The sequence below is a fragment of the Dorea acetigenes genome, from assembly GCF_025567385.1.
Lineage (GTDB): Bacteria > Bacillota > Clostridia > Lachnospirales > Lachnospiraceae > Claveliimonas > Claveliimonas acetigenes.
Genome location: NZ_JAOQJU010000023.1, coordinates 14575 through 32515 on the forward strand (window position 1 = coordinate 14575; position 17941 = coordinate 32515).

The 17941-nt window shown below is 44.2% G+C and carries 21 protein-coding genes and 1 pseudogene; 7 read left to right on the top strand and 15 right to left on the bottom strand.

Features of this window, described 5'->3' with window-relative positions:
• Positions 1-350: 350 nt before the first annotated feature.
• Together OCV99_RS13945 and OCV99_RS13950 are read right to left on the bottom strand one after the other, a co-directional pair.
• A complete protein-coding gene (locus tag OCV99_RS13945) occupies positions 351-890 on the bottom strand; it encodes a YcxB family protein (protein WP_158371370.1) in 540 nt (179 codons plus the stop codon).
• 101 nt (positions 891-991) lie between these two features.
• Positions 992-1882, bottom strand: coding sequence for a permease (locus tag OCV99_RS13950; RefSeq protein WP_158371371.1), 891 nt, complete (start codon positions 1880-1882; stop codon positions 992-994).
• A 235-nt stretch (positions 1883-2117) separates the two neighbouring features.
• Between OCV99_RS13950 and OCV99_RS13955 the strand changes: the two genes are divergently transcribed.
• On the top strand, positions 2118-3068 hold the full coding sequence (locus OCV99_RS13955) for a MerR family DNA-binding transcriptional regulator (RefSeq protein WP_158371373.1): 951 nt from the start codon (positions 2118-2120) through the stop codon (positions 3066-3068).
• A 73-nt stretch (positions 3069-3141) separates the two neighbouring features.
• Here the strand turns inward: OCV99_RS13955 and OCV99_RS13960 are convergent, their stop codons facing one another.
• From OCV99_RS13960 to OCV99_RS14020, 13 genes and pseudogenes are all read right to left on the bottom strand, one after another.
• Positions 3142-3492 (bottom strand): GNAT family N-acetyltransferase, encoded by a 351-nt coding sequence (locus OCV99_RS13960; RefSeq protein ID WP_262575747.1) that lies wholly within the window; start codon positions 3490-3492, stop codon positions 3142-3144.
• An 11-nt stretch (positions 3493-3503) separates the two neighbouring features.
• Positions 3504-4403, bottom strand: a complete 900-nt coding sequence (locus OCV99_RS13965) for a LysR family transcriptional regulator (RefSeq protein ID WP_262575749.1) — start codon at positions 4401-4403, stop codon at positions 3504-3506.
• 366 nt (positions 4404-4769) lie between these two features.
• Positions 4770-5069, bottom strand: a complete 300-nt coding sequence (locus tag OCV99_RS13970; RefSeq protein WP_158371378.1) for a type II toxin-antitoxin system RelE/ParE family toxin — start codon at positions 5067-5069, stop codon at positions 4770-4772.
• 1 nt (position 5070) lies between these two features.
• Positions 5071-5319 carry a type II toxin-antitoxin system prevent-host-death family antitoxin gene (locus OCV99_RS13975; protein ID WP_005610763.1) on the bottom strand — a complete coding sequence of 83 codons (249 nt, stop codon included), beginning with the start codon at positions 5317-5319 and terminating at the stop codon, positions 5071-5073.
• A gap of 150 nt (positions 5320-5469) precedes the next feature.
• Positions 5470-6900 carry a hypothetical protein gene (locus OCV99_RS13980; protein ID WP_262575754.1) on the bottom strand — a complete coding sequence of 477 codons (1431 nt, stop codon included), beginning with the start codon at positions 6898-6900 and terminating at the stop codon, positions 5470-5472.
• An 11-nt stretch (positions 6901-6911) separates the two neighbouring features.
• A complete protein-coding gene (locus tag OCV99_RS13985; protein WP_158371381.1) occupies positions 6912-7400 on the bottom strand; it encodes a sigma-70 family RNA polymerase sigma factor in 489 nt (162 codons plus the stop codon).
• A 143-nt stretch (positions 7401-7543) separates the two neighbouring features.
• Positions 7544-7942, bottom strand: coding sequence for a TnpV protein (locus OCV99_RS13990; RefSeq protein WP_158371383.1), 399 nt, complete (start codon positions 7940-7942; stop codon positions 7544-7546).
• 14 nt (positions 7943-7956) lie between these two features.
• Positions 7957-9270, bottom strand: coding sequence for a plasmid recombination protein (locus OCV99_RS13995; RefSeq protein ID WP_262575758.1), 1314 nt, complete (start codon positions 9268-9270; stop codon positions 7957-7959).
• Between the two features lie 246 nt (positions 9271-9516).
• On the bottom strand, positions 9517-9738 hold the full coding sequence (locus OCV99_RS14000) for a DUF5348 domain-containing protein (protein ID WP_158371386.1): 222 nt from the start codon (positions 9736-9738) through the stop codon (positions 9517-9519).
• A 178-nt stretch (positions 9739-9916) separates the two neighbouring features.
• Positions 9917-10150, bottom strand: coding sequence for a complexin-2 (locus OCV99_RS14005; RefSeq protein WP_465245505.1), 234 nt, complete (start codon positions 10148-10150; stop codon positions 9917-9919).
• 71 nt (positions 10151-10221) lie between these two features.
• Positions 10222-11289, bottom strand: a complete 1068-nt coding sequence (locus OCV99_RS14010; protein ID WP_158371390.1) for an AAA family ATPase — start codon at positions 11287-11289, stop codon at positions 10222-10224.
• 124 nt (positions 11290-11413) lie between these two features.
• Positions 11414-11734, bottom strand: a complete 321-nt coding sequence (locus OCV99_RS14015; RefSeq protein WP_158371391.1) for a plasmid mobilization protein — start codon at positions 11732-11734, stop codon at positions 11414-11416.
• Positions 11724-11930, bottom strand: a pseudogene (locus OCV99_RS14020) (site-specific integrase); the annotation flags it as partial. The gene OCV99_RS14015 and the pseudogene OCV99_RS14020, both read right to left, overlap by 11 nt.
• Before the next feature lie 254 nt (positions 11931-12184).
• On the opposite strand from OCV99_RS14020, the gene OCV99_RS14025 reads away from it, so the two are divergent.
• From OCV99_RS14025 to OCV99_RS14050, 6 genes are all read left to right on the top strand, one after another.
• Positions 12185-12706, top strand: coding sequence for a DUF5720 family protein (locus OCV99_RS14025; protein ID WP_006861269.1), 522 nt, complete (start codon positions 12185-12187; stop codon positions 12704-12706).
• A gap of 30 nt (positions 12707-12736) precedes the next feature.
• Positions 12737-13609 carry a DUF6017 domain-containing protein gene (locus OCV99_RS14030; protein WP_033141606.1) on the top strand — a complete coding sequence of 291 codons (873 nt, stop codon included), beginning with the start codon at positions 12737-12739 and terminating at the stop codon, positions 13607-13609.
• A gap of 72 nt (positions 13610-13681) precedes the next feature.
• Positions 13682-14665 carry a toprim domain-containing protein gene (locus OCV99_RS14035; protein WP_033141605.1) on the top strand — a complete coding sequence of 328 codons (984 nt, stop codon included), beginning with the start codon at positions 13682-13684 and terminating at the stop codon, positions 14663-14665.
• A gap of 16 nt (positions 14666-14681) precedes the next feature.
• Positions 14682-14966, top strand: coding sequence for a helix-turn-helix domain-containing protein (locus OCV99_RS14040; RefSeq protein WP_033141604.1), 285 nt, complete (start codon positions 14682-14684; stop codon positions 14964-14966).
• Positions 14967-15881, top strand: coding sequence for a hypothetical protein (locus OCV99_RS14045; RefSeq protein ID WP_242856402.1), 915 nt, complete (start codon positions 14967-14969; stop codon positions 15879-15881).
• 30 nt (positions 15882-15911) lie between these two features.
• Complete coding sequence (locus OCV99_RS14050) at positions 15912-17936, top strand: LPD1 domain-containing protein (RefSeq protein ID WP_055218729.1); 2025 nt, start codon at positions 15912-15914, stop codon at positions 17934-17936.
• Positions 17937-17941: the final 5 nt, after the last annotated feature.

Consider the following 17941-nt stretch of genomic DNA (forward strand, 5'->3'; position numbering starts at 1 on the left):
CATGGGTTAAGTATAACATATAAAAGTGAGAACGCAAAGATTCATTTGACAATGCACACCTCTCTAGTTTTTTCTCATCTCAAATCATACTATTAAATTGAAACCCAAATTATGTTTTACATCAATCTATCTCAACACATTTTTCAATAACAATTATCAAGTGCTCTTTATATTATACTTATACCTATTTTCTTTAACTCTTGTTTCATTTGATTTTGGGGATTTTTGCATTTCTCTGACAGATCACATTCAAGTATAAGCCAACCATCGTTGTATACCGCATCAAATGTAGGAGTTGAAATCTCACTCGCCTGCATCATTTTAATTTAATATTCGCTGTATTGTTTTGTTTACTTATCATACATGGGGTGTATCCATCCATATTCTATTTCCGGATGCTGTTCTATCATCCACTGTTTAAACACTTCAGCATCCCCCTGTGTAAAACATTGTTTATCTAGCAAAACTCCTTCATTATTCTCACCTGTGGTGAGCTTGTAATACGACTTTGCTTCTTCATATTTCTGAATGTCTTCCCATTCTACTTTATTGTTGATTTTTCCGTTGATATATAGAGAAATATTTTTGCCTCCCACCACTACTTTACACAACCAGTCTTTTCCACCAAAGTTCCTGGCTCTCATCAGCCGAAATGTCTTATCGGCACGCATCCAGTGAAAAAAAACTCCTCGATATACAGCAACAAATGTAAGAAATGCTCCTATTGTTTTCCATTTTGCAGAAACATCTGCCCTGTCAAAATAGAACCACCCAAACACCCCTACTACAAAAATAAAACAATATACATAAAATAGCGGCAGCTTCCAGAATTTAGGAGTTGCCCACTTATCATAACGTTTTCGATCCATTACATATTCATTGACGAACATTTTGCCTTCTCCATTTTCATTTAACAGCTTTTTCTACGTTTTCAAAATATATATGGCAGCTTTCATGAGCTGCCATATATGTACGATATAATCATTATTAATTATTCTATTCCTGCTTTTCTGTCTCTGTTTGCCGCACTGATCAGTGTGTATGATGTCCACAGAAGAACCACGCAAACAAGGTTAATCAGCCAGAACATCGGCAGTTCTGTAACTAATTTCCATGCGATAAATACACCAATACATCCACCAATCATATTACCCAAAGTATGAGGAACATCATATCTGTGCGTCTTAATAAACTCAATAGAAGATGCAGGCATCAGGCATGCGCAGGATCCCATAAATACAGGGAAACAAGCCGTAGCATTTACACCAAGTAAAAGACAGGTTGCCATACAAGGTGCATATAGACCAAATCCGATATCCATCAGAGCACCCCACAGAATATTAAGTACAGCAGCAACAATTAGTTTCCATCCTGTCAGACCGGTTGCGGTACCTACAATTCCGAAAGGCCCTACTCCCAGATTACTACAAATCATAATAATTGCAAGAAGTACCATCGCACTTCCCAGTGCGTATCTGATTTTGTTTCGTGGCCACTTCGTTACAACTGTTGCAAAACCAAAGGACCCGACCGCTGCGCAAGCATACATAATCCACAGAAATACAGGATCACATTCTACAGAAGCCGTAAATATAAATGCCTCAAAAATAACCGGGAATGTATCTCCTACGTTCAATGTACCAGGAATATCGATATCATCTATCTGTTTAAAAATCTTATACATAAACGTAGATGGTGCATAAGAACCACATCCCAGTGTATCGAGAAAGTTTGCAATAATACCTACTGCAAAAGCAGCTCCCCACTGTTTACCGGTTGCACCTTTCAGTTCATCCATACGGTTTTTGGCAATATCAACTACGAGTCCAATTCCTGTCCCGGCAACTAATACACCAAATAAAATTTGCAATGCCAATAACATTTTCTCTACCTCCTAGATTATACTTTATTCAATTGTAATTTTCTTTCCTGTTTTTACCCCGATCTCAAACAGAAAGAGAACCTGATTCAAGTATAAAGTTTGACCCAGGGGACGAGTCAATAGTATTCCGCCTTCCTTTTCATATTTACTTTCATCATAAAAAAGAACAAAACCCTGACAAACATATCGGGAATTTGTCAAGGTTCTGTCCGTGTTCACTTAATATTTATCTGGAGTGACAACAGAGATTTCTGCTGCCTTTTTAAGCATACAGCTCTCCCTAGGGGCAAAGTCAACACATATATCCATAAGTTCTGCTTATGACATCTCCCATAATGTCGATTATCTGTTAACACATATTGTGGGTTATAATGATTTCAGTAATAAAAATAAGAGGTTTTCATATCAGATGGACAGATCAACTTTATTTTCAATTGGAGAATTTGCACAGGCTGCCGGTATAAGCACAAAAGCACTTCGGTATTACGAGAAGAAAGGCATCCTCAAACCATACTGGATCGAACAGGATACCGGATACCGATACTACAGTCTTTATCAATTGAATCAGTTGAATTTGATTGGGATTTTTATAGATTTGGATATTTGTCTTAATCAGTTTAGTAATTATATTGATCATAATTACTCTTCCATTGATTACCAGAAACTTTTACAGTTCGGAAAAGAATTAACTCAGGAACGGATTCAAATCCTGGAGGATAAGATGCGTTATATTAATTATTTAAAAGAGAAAGCGGAATACCCTTTCCCAAATAATCTTACTCATCCACAGCCGGTATGGCTATTACCATGTAACGAGATTCCAGATAAAGTCAGTGTAGAGAAAGCCCTCAAAAAAATATTGCATGACATTTCTACCTATGGCCTGACTCTGTTCCAATCTTACGGACTCATTATGATCTGCAACGGCAATGAAAAAAGACTGTTTTATTTTGCAGATATAAGCCATCCATCCGGAAAAACTATAATACACGAAAATATATTTTATCTTCCGCAGGGTGAATATAGAAGTATTGAACAAGATAATTGGAGCATCGAAATGGCACCTGCGCTGTTTCAAGATCTTTTTGAATTAAATTACGACAAAGTAATCATAGAGAGGGAACTTACTTATAATAACAAAACTCCCTTATATTCTTTGAGCTGCCTGCTTCCCCCAATCCTCTGATTATCCTTTCAATAATTTTTTGGACAGATAATAGTGAGTTCCTGTTATCTCATGTTCCATATATACAAAAACTTCACGGTATCCTTTTTTTTTTATAAAACTCAGGTGCCTGAAATTCAAATGTATCCAAAAGGACATATTGGCATCCTCGTTTTCTTGCTTCTTCTTCTGCTTTTTTGAGAATTTCACTTCCAAGCTTTTTTCTTCGCAGTTCTTCTTTTACCCAAAGTTCCCATACAAGAAACCAGTTGCCTCGAACCGTACCCGCCAAGCCTGCCTGAATCTCCCCGCTCTCACTTTTAAGGCAGACGCTTATATCCTGAAATTCTGCCTTTTCAAAATATTTTTGATTGTATTTTTGTACCCTTTGATGAAGATATTCCCGATCTTCTCCATTATCATCGGTTATAATAATCTTTCCCATGTTCTCTTCCTCTACAAAATAACATTTTCTATCGAATTTTTCTTTTGTTTGAACCATTTCAGCAAATAATCAACAAATTTAGCTGCCGCAGGATTCACGTATTCTTTATTTGGATATGCAACTCCCAGTGTTCTGTATTTTTTTTTGGAAAAAGATCGTATTTCAATATCAAATTGCTTTCCTGTGATATCCAAAAAAAGTCGTGGCAATACACAGACTCCAAATCCGAGTTCAACAAATTTCATAATTACAATATCGTCATTGAATCTATATCTGGTATGACTCTCCCTGACTCCAATCTCCCTAAGTATAGCGCCTATTTCAAAATCCAGGCCTTCTGAAGTAATGATAATGTTCTCCTCTTTCAAATCCTGTATATTTATAGTTTCTTTTTCTGCCAGAGTATGTCCTTTCGGCAAAAGAACAACCATCTCATCTTTTATGATTGGTGTAAATGCAAAGCCCTTAGCCGCACACTCTGATACCATAGCAAAATCTATCGTTTCATCTTTGAGGTTTTTCCTAAGATCATAGAAAGATCCAGCCATCATCTCATAACGAATATTCGGATAGCACTCGCCAAATTCTTTAAAAATATCCGGAAACCACTTTGTTGCAATACGTGCCAGGCAGCCCAGACGTACCATTCCCTGCTGCAAATCTCGAATTGATTCTGCATACTCTTTGATCCTTTTTTCTTCTTCAGCGATGATTCGTATAGATTCAATGATAGGCTTAACAAAAGGGAGCGGTTCTACTCCTGTTTTCGACCGCTCAAACAGTGTTATTCCAAGGGATTTCTCATAATTTTGAATTGTCTGGCTTACTGCTGACTGAGAATAATTAAGCGCTTTCGCAGCCTTCGTAAGGTTTTTCATCTCACAAACCTCATTAATAACATCATAATTCATAAGCAATTCTCCCATATTCTAATTATCTATAAGCTTTCCTTATTATAACTAAAAACAAACTGCTTATCCACATCTTTTTGTAAGAAATACTTATGGTGAAATCTCTTATAGAATTACTCACATTAAAGACATTAATCATATCACACAATAAAAATGTACTCAAACCACATAGTAAGAGCTCGGAGCCCCGCATAAACGCTGGATTTCCGAGCTCCATTTTCTTTATTCAAACTCGCAAATAAATCCTTGTCACTATACATTTTTGTATCGGCATTATGGTTCTATTTGGTTTTATATGTGTTCCACTGTCCTAAGTCCATAGACTGTACTGAACGGTGTTATCAATTTGTTATCAAATTTCTGTTATCAGTCAAAGATTCTAGTGATATCCTGATATCGGTTGATCACACGATAAATCTCTACATACTCATTCCCTACCTTGTAGATAATCACATAATCTTCCCATATCGCATATTTATAGTCTGTCCGAAAGCTGACTCGTTTGGAAAGATCTGATCCCATTCCCGGAAACATCTGAAGATTCTCAAATTTACCGTAAATTTCTTTTATGGTTTTTGCAGCATATTCCTCGTTGTCTTCAGCAATGTAATCCCGAATAGCCTTCAGATCTTTTGCAACAATCGGATTGATCCGCAATTTTAACATCTTATTCCCCCACAAGTGCCTTCAGTTCATCCAAATCCAGCCATCCTTCGCCATCTTTCACTGCCTCTTCAGCTTCCTGCAGCTTCATCAAAAGCTTCTTTTCCGCACGATCACGTTCATAATCTTCAAAATCCATAACCACAAAACGTCCTCTACCATTCTTGGTAAGATATACAGGCTCGCCTTTGTGACAGTTCTTCAGGACTTCGTTATAATTTCTCAAATCAGATACTGGTAAAATACTTGCCATATTCTTTCAGCTCCTTCCTTGATTTAATATTATTTCTGCTACTTCTATTATACACAAAAAGCTGTAAAATTCAACGTGATTTTTTACAGCTTTTTCTACCCAAAAGAAGCTGCCCGCTATGGACAGCCTCTTCTCTGCAATGCCTTTTCGCTACTGACAAATATCTACCACTCCTGATTTTAACGTAGAATCTGAAAACTGAAGTGCTCCACCTTCACCGTTAAGATTAAGATACATATGATCCAGTTCATTCTCATTCACAATCCATGCCATATTCACCTGTTTACTCTCGCCTGGCATTAAGGAAGAAATATAATTTCCTCCATTTCCATAATCCTCAGATACACTATAGTATGTCATTTCCGCTGTATGTGCAACGCCATCCCAGATGACACGATCGTAGTCTTCACCAGAGAGTTCTACATGATTACAAATATGATATTTTCCATCTTCATGGTTCATTAACATTAAAGTACCAAGATAAAGCAAATGATCTATTTCTTTATCTGTCTTATTGGTATAAGTGACTGTCACATAGACTAGCTTTTGTTTCATGCTTTCTGTTTTTACAATCTCATCCACGGTATTAACACCATCACCAGACTTAATATAAGACAGCGTATTGTTTACTATTTTTCCATCCGCTCCGACTGCAGTCACCCATTCTTCCGGCACATCATTCTGACCAAGCATCTGCAGATCATCTTCCACGTGAACCGCATCAACACAAACTGAAATATTATTATCTTCAATATAGTTGCCATCGCTGTCTTCACCATATGCTAGCATATTAAATGTTTCACCAACCTGATGCATTGGCAATTTATTATCTGCAATGGAAGTCATCACTGCTTCTCCTGATGATTCTTCAGGGGATACCATTTCGCTCCACGTATACAAACCAGCTGTTTCAATCATTGTATCATTTTCAGTGATTACAAGGTTTTCAACCACTTTAATGGCATCCTCTTTCGTGATATCATCACCGATATAAACAGTAAGCACACGATACACATCTGGGCAAAGAAGATAAATCCTTTGATTAAAAGATCCATCCTCTGCGAGGTCATTATATTTAAGGTATACACCTTCATAATTGCCAAAAGTTCTTTCCTCACAGTCGACAACATTCTTATCCTGCATTACTTTACTCAAATCATCCTCGTCTAAAAGCACAGATGCAAAGCTGAATCCTCCGGTTCGATCATGCTCAGGATATTCCAAATGTAATTCATCAATCCATTCCATACCTTCTGGAATATATCCTGCTGAGATATCTATATCATGAATTTTTTCAGGAAGATTAATTTTCCCAGTGCTGCCATCCGCCTTAATTCCAGTTACGATACTGTAGGCTCCTTGTTTTTCTAAAAACATATGATATAATTTGGTACCTGCATAGGCTATAGTCGATGTAGACAATACACATACGGCTATTGCTGCAGCCACTCTGGCACCTGTCCATTTTTTCACTCTTCTTGCCTGAATATTAACCACCTTCGTGTCCTGAAGCTGTTTTTTTACTTCATTTTGAATCATCGTATGGATGAACTCCGGAGTTTCAGGAATATCTTTTTTCATATCTTCTAACCTCATACTGTCAATGCCTCACTTTCCTGTAAATTGTGTTTAAGTTTTCCCCGTGCTCTGGCAAGCCTTTTTTGAACTGCTCCCTCGGTTATCTCAAGAATCTGCGCAATCTCTTTTATGTTGAAATCCTCAATGTAGTACAGAATAACTGGCATTCGTAATTCTTCTTTCAAAGAATTTACGGCTCTGTACAAGTCGCTATAGTCAGTTTTCTGATCTGCCTCAATTTCTGTCATTTCACTCATCCCTTCCAAAGAAACAAGTTTACTCGACTTTCTCAAAAGAGTATAACACTCATTGATCAATATACGAATCAACCATGTCTTGGCATATTTGTCATTTCTCAAAGTTCCAATTTTTGAAAATGCCTTAACGATCGTTTCCTGAATAGCATCCGCACAATCTTGATCGTTAGATAAAATTGTTTTGGCAGTAGAATACAATTGTCTCTCTGAATTGAGAACCAACGTTCCTAATTCCTCTTTGGTCACTTTAACACCACCTTCTTTAGCCGGCCGGCAATTTTATTTACATAGATTAGACGTATAGGTTTCCAAAATATCCCCAAATAAGTTTAATAAGTTTGTTTTTTTAATGACAGAGGGAAATAAATCTTTCCCATGTGTCATTTATATTATACACCTCTCTCACTTCTTCCCCCATATACAATCTCTGTAAGCACCATTTTCTCTGCTGCAGTCCTTATTCCATTCATCTTTCTTACCCATAGCATCGGCTGTTCTGCCTTTAACCGTTCCGTAACTCCCTTTTTTTCTGCCATCTGTGCCACCAGAATATCCATCCGCTCATGTGCCTCCCGATCTACCCTGTTTAGATGTTTATTAAGTTTCCCTTGTAGCATCAACATCTGATAGTACGGTTTTCTATGCTCCATCAGATAAGTTTTCCGCAGCATTCCATATTTCCCATAACATGTTTCTTCATCCTCCATCAACTCCAGATCTGGCAGATAATAATCCCCATACAGTGTATAGCCCAGACCATTCTTATCATCGTAAATATGTTTTTCCATAGCGTTAATCCTCCTTATCTTGCGTCCCGATCATGCGACCGCTTATTTACTTTTCTTCCGTTTTTCTCAGCCATCTCTCTGCTTTTTTCGTTCTGAATGAGATATCTGGAATGTTCTTCTCCGACTGCCCTTTTTAATCTCCGAAAATCTTCCTTTTCTGCCCGAAGAACAGCATTTTGACTTATCAATTCCTGTTTCTGCTCTGCTAAGACATGATTAGAATTTTTCAGTCTATCATACTTATAAACGACCTGATCTAACTGCTCTTTTACTTGAATATATTTCAGATACAAGCCATATAACAGCTCTTTCAGTTCACTGATTACCGGATATGCTTTTTTATCCCGGTAATTCTTGGCACTTTCCAACATCCCCGCTTCTGGAAGTACCTCATCAACTGGTTTCGAGAATTCACCGGCATATTTCTGAATATCTTTTGCAATCGCTTTTGCTTTTTTCAGACTTTTCTCATATTTATCGGCAGTTGCTTTTGCCTGTTCTGCTTCCTTTGCTACCTGGGCACGCTCTGCCTTCTTTTTCTGCAGTTCATTCCCGGTCTGCAACAATTCCTCATGGAGATTATCTGCCAGTTCATGGCAAGCAGCCGTTTCCTTCTGCAGCTGTGCTTTCTGCTCTTCCAGAGCTGCCACTTCCTGCTCACGCTGTTCCTTTTTGAAATTTAAGACATCCAGATGCTCCCGGTGTGTACCTTTTTGCTCCCAGATCATCCCATATCTTTCTGCGATCTTCGCCAGCTCTTGTTTTTCCGATTCCATCCACTGATTATATTCTGTATTTTCCCTGCCCTTTCCGACAAATCCTCTGGATGCCAATGCTTGTTTCATGGATACTCTTGTATCCGGCCCACGTTTACTTCCAGTTACATACGGCACAAAATCAATATGAAGATGTGGTGTCGCCTCATCCATATGCAGATATATACCGAATACCCGGAACTGTGGGTTTCTCTTTTGAAAGTCTTTTGCAAAATCAAGCAATGCCAGTCTGGCAATCTGCCCTTCCCGACTTGAACATCCGGTATCATCCTTATTCCCAATCTGGAAGATTGCTTCGTGGAAAACTTTCTCCTGTTTCCCAGTTCGGATGTGTTCATAATAATCTTCAATCTTCCGGTCTTTCCGTTTTTGTTTTGCGTTGTACCGTTCAATTGCTTCATCAAATAATTCATGGTAAACGTCCTTCACATTTTCTGACTGCAATACCACGTTTCGGATTGTCCGGGTAGCATCTACGTTTTCTGCAATAAATTTTCTCTCATTGTGGGCGATAGAACCTTTTCCAATCATACCGCTGATCGTCCTTTTCATTTCCACTATTCTCACCTCCCTCGCTTATAAAAATGCCGGATACGGCAAAAAGAAATATGCGCCGGAAACGGCGGTTTTGTTACTTTTGTCAAAAGTAACGCAAAAGCACTTTCGACAGCCGTACCGTCCATCAAAAGTACCCTTGCGCCCTGCCGGGGTGCAAGACGTCCGGGGAACGTCTGCTCTGCACCGACCGAAGCGGAGCGAAGACCTTTTCCTCCCTTCGGTCGGTGTGGCTGTGCCCGGTTATATCCTTGCCTGGATATATTCCAGATCACCACGGTAAGGTGTCCCCACCAGATACCAGTTCCGGGCAGCATCCATTTCTATCCGGGTCTCTACCCATTTGCCATCCATCAAAATCTGCAGACATTCCCCACAGTGCAATCCGGTATCGATCCATAAATCCGATGACAAAATGCCATATCTTCCGTTGCTGCTGTTGTAACCAAGTCTTCCTTCTCTCATTTTCACGTTCTCCCTTCATTCATCTTTATCGCAAGGATGCCCTGAAACAGGGCTCCCTTCGCAGCCATTCACCTATCGTTAGTGCAAGAACATTCCGTCTGCACCTTACAGTCTGTTTCTTGTTTGCTATCTACAGGTGCGTGACACGCTCCTGTCATAGGGTAGTCAACAAGAACTGTTACCATCGGAAACTGTCCGATATGCCTCGTCTATCCAGATATTCCTGCCGAGATTTTTCCCGTTCTTCCTCTGTAGAGGCAGTTTTCGACTGTGTATATACTTGCCGTTTCGCCATACGATCCACCTTTTCCATAAGCCCTTTGCAGATTTCCTCCGAACAGCTTTGATCTTCCATCAAATGATAGGAAACAAGCTGTCGAAACAAGTTAAACGGTATCTGTACATTCTTAATTTCCATATAGTCTCCTTTCAAGGTGGCAAGATGCCCTGTTCTTAAGAAATGGTCATCTTGCCATCTTCCTTTTATTCTGGCAACATCCAGAACCATTGATTTCCACGTTTAACAGAATCAATCTCCAGTTCCAGTTTTGCATTTCGCAGTGTTTTCTTCTTAATCCCACGCCTTTCAGCTTCTTCTTCAATCTTTTTCTGAGCCATACCACCGTTAGCCAATATCTCCAGCAAGAACTCTTTCGCTTTCCGGCTTTTTTGCCCTCTGCTGTCACCACTGAGCAGGTCATCTGCGCTGATGTCATATTCCCCAATCCATTCAAAACCCGTCTCCTTATCCAGACGGAATGCTATGGACTTCCCTTCTGGTGCAAGGGAACTTTTCACGTGGCATACCACACGGATTTCCGGTTCATCCTTAATTCTCCCAACAATCAGCACACTTCTGGCTGCCGCCTGAAAATCTATAGAACCTAAGCCACGATAGGAAGACTTTCCGTTGCTGTTTTTATTCATATGCCCGATCAGAATGATTGCACAGCGATATTCCTCTGCAAGTACCGCTACACGTTTCATCAACGGACGTATTTCATTTGCCCGGTGCATATCCACCTCTGCACCAAGAAAGCCTTGTATCGGGTCTAAAACCACCAGACGGGCTTTTGTCTGCATAATAGCTTCCTCCAGCCGGATATCCAGCATAGCAAGTGGCTGCTCCTGGTCATCAATGACCAGCACTCTGGAACAGTCAGCACCAGCCGCCAGAAGCCTCGGCTTAATCGTATCGCCCAGTCCATCCTCTGCAGTCTGATAAATGACATTCACAGGCTCAATAGAACTTTCCGATAATTTCACATCAGAATCAGCCGCTATTTCTGCTCCGCTCTTTTCCTCGGTTGCCTGTTCCTGCTCCGGCAGAATCTTTTCTCCTCTGGTCAATTTTGCAATGATCTGAAGCACCATAGTGGTCTTGCCTTCACCGGGATCTCCCTGAATAATCGTTACTTTTCCAAAAGGGATAAACGGGTAAAACAGCCATTCAATCTGCTCTACTTCCACCGTTTCCATGTTAATCAGTTTCAGATCCGGCTCCATTCTTTTTATTTCTGTTTTCTTTATCTCTACTTTGTTCGTTTCCATCGTTCCTCCTTATTTTCCCGTTGAAAGGAAGCGGAGATTTTGATAGAATACCCATAGAAAGTTTTTGGTGAGTATTCTACCAAATCCCTGCCTTTAGGTGTTTGCCGACACTTAAAGGCTTTTTCTATTCTTCCTTCATGCCATCCATCGTGATTGTGATCAGCCGGATCACTTCCAGTAAATCCTCCGGCACATCATCACCCTTTTTCAAACGTTTCAGCTCATTCAGAACCTTTGCAAGTTCATTCTTCAACGCTTTATACACTCTCGGATTCCCTGTCACTACAACCTCTTTTTCCTGCAATCTTCGGATAATATAATCCTGTTTGGTCAGACCGGATAATCTGACTGCCGTTTCCAGAAGTTCATCTTCTTCCGGTGATACCCGAAACGCTACCGTTTTATTTCTCCATCTCCCCTGTTTATCCAGACATTTAGCTGACATACACAAGTCCCCCTTCCCTATCATTTGATTCTTCATTCATATTTTCTGCATCCAACTGATCTGCCATATCCTGCTGTACGGACGGGAACAGATGTGCATACCGGTAAGTAATTTTTTCCGCTGAATGGCCAACCCTTTTCCCGATTGCCAGTGCCGTGTAACCCATGTTAATCAGTAAAGAGACATGGCTGTGCCGTTACGGTATAATAACGACAAACGGAAAAAGCCTTTATTTTCAAGGGGTTTGAGCGTTTGCCGTCATTTATTCAATTCCTTTTCCAAGTTGAAATGTGACGAGAAAATCATCGAAAAAAGGAGGTTGTTTCATTAACGACAAAATTTAATAGTGCCAGCGGTCCGGTATTGCCGGATCGCTGATTGCCGTGGGCGTTTCACTTTTACAGGTGGGCGCCCTTTTTCATACCCATTTTCAGGAGAAAGGAGATTCACATGGAATTAAACGAAATGGAAAAACGGCTGCTGTTTCAGGTTGAAGGTGACTATCAATCCAAAATTCTGAATGAGCTTTACATGACCGCCCGGTACACAAAGAATCTCGAACAGCGGAAGGCAGCGGAAAATCTGATGGAAAAGTTACGCGTCCTGACGGATGCCGAGTGCATGGACATCGTGCGGGATATTCAGAAGAATTACCGTCTGCCCTACCCGCCCCGGACGATCGGGGAAAAGATTGCCGAGGCCAGACAGCAATCCGGCGCAGAGAAATTGAAGGGGCATGACATCATGGCGCTGGAACGCTTTGACCCGGAGGTAAGGCACATGATTGTCTTTGATGTGCTGTCTTATGATTCCCCTGTGGGTGACAGGGGCGATAAGATGCGCCTGTTCCTGACGGATGCCGGCTATCAGAAATTCTTAGACAGCCAGGAACGGGGCGAAGTCAAACTGAAAAACCATGCGAAGGTTTCAGGCGGGCACCTCCACTATGACCGCAGGGACCGCGCCTTGTAACGGAAATAACCGGAGAAAGGAGGCTGTGAAATGGCTGTATTCCGGGTAGAAAAAACGAAGGACTTCACGATCATGTGCAACCACCATCTGCGCAATACGGAACTGTCCTTAAAGGCAAAGGGGCTTCTCTCCCTCATGCTGTCGCTGCCGGAAGATTGGGATTATACCACAAAGGGACTCGCCCATATCTGTAAGGACGGTGTGGATTCGATCACTACCGCCCTGAAGGAGCTGGAGCGGCACGGGTATCTCACCAGGCAGCGCCTCCGCTATGAGAACGGGCAGCTCGGAGATATTGAATATACCATCCATGAAAAGCCTGTAAACGCTGAAAAACAGACGTTTCCACCTAAACGGGAAAATCCAAGACAGGTAAATCCAGGACAGGCAAAACCTGAACAGGTGGAACCAGGACAGGAAAATCCCGCACAATTAAATACTAATCCACAAAGAACTAAAAAATCAAAAACGGATATATCAAGAACCCATCAATCAATCTATCCAGCAGAGCCGGAGGCGGCAGGCCGCCCGGATGGGATGGATCGGATTGGATTGATAGACGCATACAGCAAAATCATCAAAGAAAATATTGAGTATGACTGTATGGTCTCCCGGTATGGGAAAGAACGCTTAGACGAGACCGTGGAGCTTATGCTTGAAGTGGTTTTATCCAAACGCCCCTTTATCCGTATCGCCGGGGATGATTTTCCCAGGGAGGTGGTAAAGGGCCGTTTCCTGAAGATCAATTCCGACCACCTGGAGTATGTCTTTGACTGTATTGACAAGAACACTACAAAAGTCGGGAATATCAAGGCATACCTGCTGGCGGCGCTGTATAATGCCCCGGCAACAATGGACAGTTATTACCGTGCCGAGGTCAACCATGACCTGTACGGCTGTTAGGCGCCTCTGGGCGTCTTTTTTCATCACGGAAAGGAGGCGGGGCACGATGAAAAGAAATACTGTGCCGGCACGATGCCCGGCGTAACCAAAGAACAGATTCAGGCGGCGCGGGAGGCGGACCTGTTCGCATACCTGCAGTTCCATGAGCCTGGGGTACTGAAACGGGACGGGCCCAATTACCGGCACAAGGAACATGACAGCCTGATCTATGTGACCGGGAAAAGGTACTGGTACTGGAACAGCCGGGGCCGGAGTATCAACGCCCTGGATTATCTGATCCAGATTCGGGGCTATGGGCTGGTGGATGCGGTCCATACGCTGGTAGGCGGAGAAATCCAGCAGGCACCGGCCTATCGGAGTGCAACAGAAAAAGCCCATGTGCAGAAAGAACCGGAGAAGAAACCTTTTTCTCTCCCCTGGGCCAGACGGTGTGCTACCTCTGCTGTTTCCTATTTACAGCGGCGCGGGATCAGCTCTGATGTGATTGGCCGGTGTTTCCGGAAAGGGCTGTTCTATGAGGCACGGTATCATGGCGAGCCGGTCTGTGTGTTTGTGGGAAAGGATGAAGCCGGCAAAGCGAAGTTTGCCTGTATGCGGAGCATTACCGGCAATCTCAGAAAAGATGTTTACGGCAGCGACAAGGAATACAGCTTCTGCTATCCACCGAGGAATCCGGGCAGCCGCCATGTGGCGGTCTTTGAGGCACCCATTGATGCCCTCTCCCATGCCACGCTGCAGGAATTGGAAGGCTGGAAATGGGACGGCTACCGGCTGTCTTTAGGCGGCACTTCCCATGTGGCGCTGACTGCATTTTTGAAACGCCACCCGGAAATCCGGCGCGTCAGCCTCTACATGGACAATGACCTTGGAGGCCTTAAAAATGCCAGGAGGATCAAGGCAATGCTCCATGAAGATCAGCGGTTCAAACATATCCGGGTGGGGATCAACCCGCCCCGTATAGGAAAGGACTACAACGAAATGCTGCTCCATGTTACGAAGAAAATGAAAGACCATCAACAACAATGCCGCCAGAAACAGGCAGCTATTTCAATTTGACAGGAGGATTTTAGAAATGATGAACACAGAGAACACCGCTTTACAGATGATTGCCGAAGCTGCCCGGTGTCCGGACTATGGCCCCGACATGGTTAAGGCGCTGATGAAAAAGCTGGATATGAACGAGAAAGGCTTTGCACTTCTGATGAACGTCGCCCCTTCCACGGTCCGGCTCTGGACCAGCGGTGCAGCGCAGCCATGCGGAACAGCAAAGCGGCTCATGCAGATTTACGAGACCGGGCCGGAGATCGTCGGCAAGATTGCCGGAGGGCAGCCGCCGGCAGATGGGAGGAATCTATAAATGGCACCGGTCACTATGAAAGATGATGCGCTTCCGCAGATTCACTTAGTCCGTGATACAGATTTAGGCGTATTTGCCTATGAACTCCATATCCTGGCCGGGGATTTCCTGCGGGAAAGTGAATTCAACCTGCGCTCACTGGCAACCAACACCGGGCCGGATTCTATCGCTATCATGGGAAAAAACCACATATGGATTGCTGATGCCCTGTCTGCCTACTATCCCACAGGAGAGCTTTACCGGATGGCCGCCATGACGGAATACCCCGGCGCCAGGGCTTTCCTGTTCCACACAGAGCGTAAGGAGGACGGACGGCTGTACGGGGATGTCCTGATGACGGACCTTGACACGCTGCGGCAGGACATAGAACGGAATACCCTCTACCCTTACGGAGTCAACATGGAATACCGGGACGGCACGAAGGCGGAGGCAGGCATTGAAAAATGGGAGGCAATGGAACTATGCGAAAAGGACGCCCTGAAAACCTGGCGCTACCTCTATGCGCCGGAGCAGGTGACGGAATGGCAGCACCACTATTCCAACCTGTTCAGCCAGTGGAAGGCACAGGCATTTTCCTATATGCCCCAGGATTTGGAGGAACGTCTGAATGTGGAGTATATGGAGGAGGCGCAGAATCCGGACACAGATATGTACCGCATACCCCTGGGAACGGCGAAGCAGTTGCTTCTTGACGGGGCTTCGGTCTACCGCCTCCTTCCCGGAGGGGCGGAAAAGATTGCGCCTATTGCGGCTGTCCGGGCGGGCCTCTGGTATGAGCATTATCGGGAGTTTGCCGTTACCCCGGAGGACCTGGGCGCGCTTGACCGGCTGGTCCGCAGGGAGACAGACCGGCTCATGAGAATACGCCCGCAGCTTGATAAATCACAGGAACGCCGCCCTTCCCCGGAGCGGTGATTTTTTATGACAGACTGGAGGTGATATTGATTGGCGGATAACATACAGCATGAAGATTTCGGGGAAAAGATCAGCGGCGCGAAAAAAGACTTATGGAAGGACCGGGGGCTCTATGTGAACGACCTGGACGCCATGAATGAGCGCGAAGCCGAGAAATTTGTAAAAAAGGATAATATCTGGAAGAAACCGGATTATCAGGCCATGCTTGATGATGGGATTCCCCTTGGCGTGGTGTATTTCATCAAAAAGGCGAGGGACGGATTAAATGCCTCCCCGCAGTATTACCGCAGGGATGATACGCCGGAGAAACGCCTTGCAAGGCAGAAAGAATATATCCAGACGGTACGGGAGCTGCAGGGCGCGGTTTCGGAAGTCCGCACCGTGGAGGACGCCATGCAGGTCTATGACCGTTTCTTTGTGGAAAACGGGTATCTGGAACAGGTGCAGGGCTGGGGCAGCGGCACCCATTACCAGGTGACGGAGAAGGGCCGTGAGAACCCGGCCATTACAAACAAGCTGTCCAATACCCTGATGGTCCGCTCGGCAGGATATTTTGAGCGGAACTTCACACAGAAAGCACAGAAGGAACAGTTTGGCGTTTCCAAAGACCAGAAGGTGCCGAAGGGCTATGCGATCCATTTCAACGACGGGAAGAATACTTATTCCAAAAATAATGACTGGAAACCTGATACCTGGTATGTGACGAAGGGCTATTCCATCTTACAGACAAATTTTGAAACGCGGGAGGCTGCCCTGAAATGGGTGCAGGAGCTGGCAAAAGGCCGCAGCAAAAGCGGAAAGACGCGGTTTGTGCCTCCACAGCTTATCGCTGTGCGGCGAACCGGGCCGGATTACAGGAACGGCGCAGAGATTACCGGGCAGCACTACCTTGATACCTTCGGATTCCGCGGCGGTGAGTTTGGGAACTGGATGAACCAGAATGACCGGCAGGCTTCCCTCAACATGGGGTTTGAAGCACTCAAAGATTTGGCGGCAGCCCTGCAGGTCAGCGACAAAGATATTGCCTATCAGGGGACGCTTGCTATCGCTTTCGGCGCCAGGGGCAGCGGCAATGCGGCAGCCCACTATGAACCGCTTCGCAAGGTTATCAATCTCACGAAGATGCACGGGGCCGGCTCTTTGGCACATGAATGGTGGCACGGGTTGGACGATTACCTGGGTACGAAAATGGGCGTAAAGGGGATGCTCTCAGAACAGCCCCGCCTCTATGCGCCATTTCAGAAGTTAATTGAAGCCATGAAATATAAACCGGAGACACCGGAGCAGGCGGCGAAACGCACCGAAGCACAGACAGAGCGCACCCGGAAAAACGCGGCAAGCTGGCTGGATTCTGCGGTGCTCGGTTCCTTGAAACGGCATGGCAATGAGGAACAGCTGGAAACTTACGCGGTTCTCAGGGAGGCGTTTCTGTCCGGCGAGGCCGGCTCCGTGGAACAGATCAGTGCCTTTAAGAAGTCTGTCACCGGGCGGGTGATCCCCAAAAGTGAGCGGGAAAGGCTGGAAATATTCGAGCACATGCTGTCCGGGATGCAGGCACAGGAGGCCCCGCAGATTGGACGTGTGGAGACCGATTTTTACCGAAATTCCGTGCGCATGGGAAAGGAATGTGAAAAGGACGGCGGCTATTGGGACAGCAACGTGGAAATGACCGCCAGGGCCTTTGCCTGTTACATCAAGGATAAGCTGCCCTATCAATCGGATTATCTGGTGGGCCATGCGGATTGTGCCGTTACCTTTGTTTCCGATAAAGACGGAAAAATGGAGGTTTTGAAAGCCTATCCTGAAGGTGAGGAACGGCGGGCTATCAACGCGGTATTTGACGAGATCGTGGCAGACCTGAAACGGGAGCAGATACTTACCCATTCGGATGTGACGCTGCCCCTTCCGGCGCAGCCATTAGCAGAGAATGAGCAGATTTCCATATTTACGGCAGAGCGGCCTTCGGTCATGGCGCAGCTTGCAGCGGCGAAGCCGGCAGAAAAAACTACCCCGGCACAGGCGGTCCCGAAAAAGAGCCGTGTGCCGGAGATTTAAGGAGG

What these genes read in the sequence shown, in the direction of transcription:
- OCV99_RS13945 (WP_158371370.1), bottom strand. Translation starts at nt 890, where the DNA reads ATGTTCGTCAATGAATATGTAATGGATCGAAAACGTTATGATAAGTGG.
- OCV99_RS13950 (WP_158371371.1), bottom strand. Translation starts at nt 1,882, where the DNA reads ATGTTATTGGCATTGCAAATTTTATTTGGTGTATTAGTTGCCGGGACA.
- OCV99_RS13960 (WP_262575747.1), bottom strand. Translation starts at nt 3,492, where the DNA reads ATGGGAAAGATTATTATAACCGATGATAATGGAGAAGATCGGGAATAT.
- OCV99_RS13965 (WP_262575749.1), bottom strand. Translation starts at nt 4,403, where the DNA reads ATGAATTATGATGTTATTAATGAGGTTTGTGAGATGAAAAACCTTACG.
- OCV99_RS13970 (WP_158371378.1), bottom strand. Translation starts at nt 5,069, where the DNA reads ATGTTAAAATTGCGGATCAATCCGATTGTTGCAAAAGATCTGAAGGCT.
- OCV99_RS13975 (WP_005610763.1), bottom strand. Translation starts at nt 5,319, where the DNA reads ATGGCAAGTATTTTACCAGTATCTGATTTGAGAAATTATAACGAAGTC.
- OCV99_RS13980 (WP_262575754.1), bottom strand. Translation starts at nt 6,900, where the DNA reads ATGAAAAAAGATATTCCTGAAACTCCGGAGTTCATCCATACGATGATT.
- OCV99_RS13990 (WP_158371383.1), bottom strand. Translation starts at nt 7,942, where the DNA reads ATGGAAAAACATATTTACGATGATAAGAATGGTCTGGGCTATACACTG.
- OCV99_RS13995 (WP_262575758.1), bottom strand. Translation starts at nt 9,270, where the DNA reads ATGAAAAGGACGATCAGCGGTATGATTGGAAAAGGTTCTATCGCCCAC.
- OCV99_RS14000 (WP_158371386.1), bottom strand. Translation starts at nt 9,738, where the DNA reads ATGAGAGAAGGAAGACTTGGTTACAACAGCAGCAACGGAAGATATGGC.
- OCV99_RS14010 (WP_158371390.1), bottom strand. Translation starts at nt 11,289, where the DNA reads ATGGAAACGAACAAAGTAGAGATAAAGAAAACAGAAATAAAAAGAATG.
- OCV99_RS14015 (WP_158371391.1), bottom strand. Translation starts at nt 11,734, where the DNA reads ATGTCAGCTAAATGTCTGGATAAACAGGGGAGATGGAGAAATAAAACG.
- OCV99_RS14025 (WP_006861269.1), top strand. Translation starts at nt 12,185, where the DNA reads ATGGAATTAAACGAAATGGAAAAACGGCTGCTGTTTCAGGTTGAAGGT.
- OCV99_RS14030 (WP_033141606.1), top strand. Translation starts at nt 12,737, where the DNA reads ATGGCTGTATTCCGGGTAGAAAAAACGAAGGACTTCACGATCATGTGC.
- OCV99_RS14035 (WP_033141605.1), top strand. Translation starts at nt 13,682, where the DNA reads ATGCCCGGCGTAACCAAAGAACAGATTCAGGCGGCGCGGGAGGCGGAC.
- OCV99_RS14040 (WP_033141604.1), top strand. Translation starts at nt 14,682, where the DNA reads ATGATGAACACAGAGAACACCGCTTTACAGATGATTGCCGAAGCTGCC.
- OCV99_RS14045 (WP_242856402.1), top strand. Translation starts at nt 14,967, where the DNA reads ATGGCACCGGTCACTATGAAAGATGATGCGCTTCCGCAGATTCACTTA.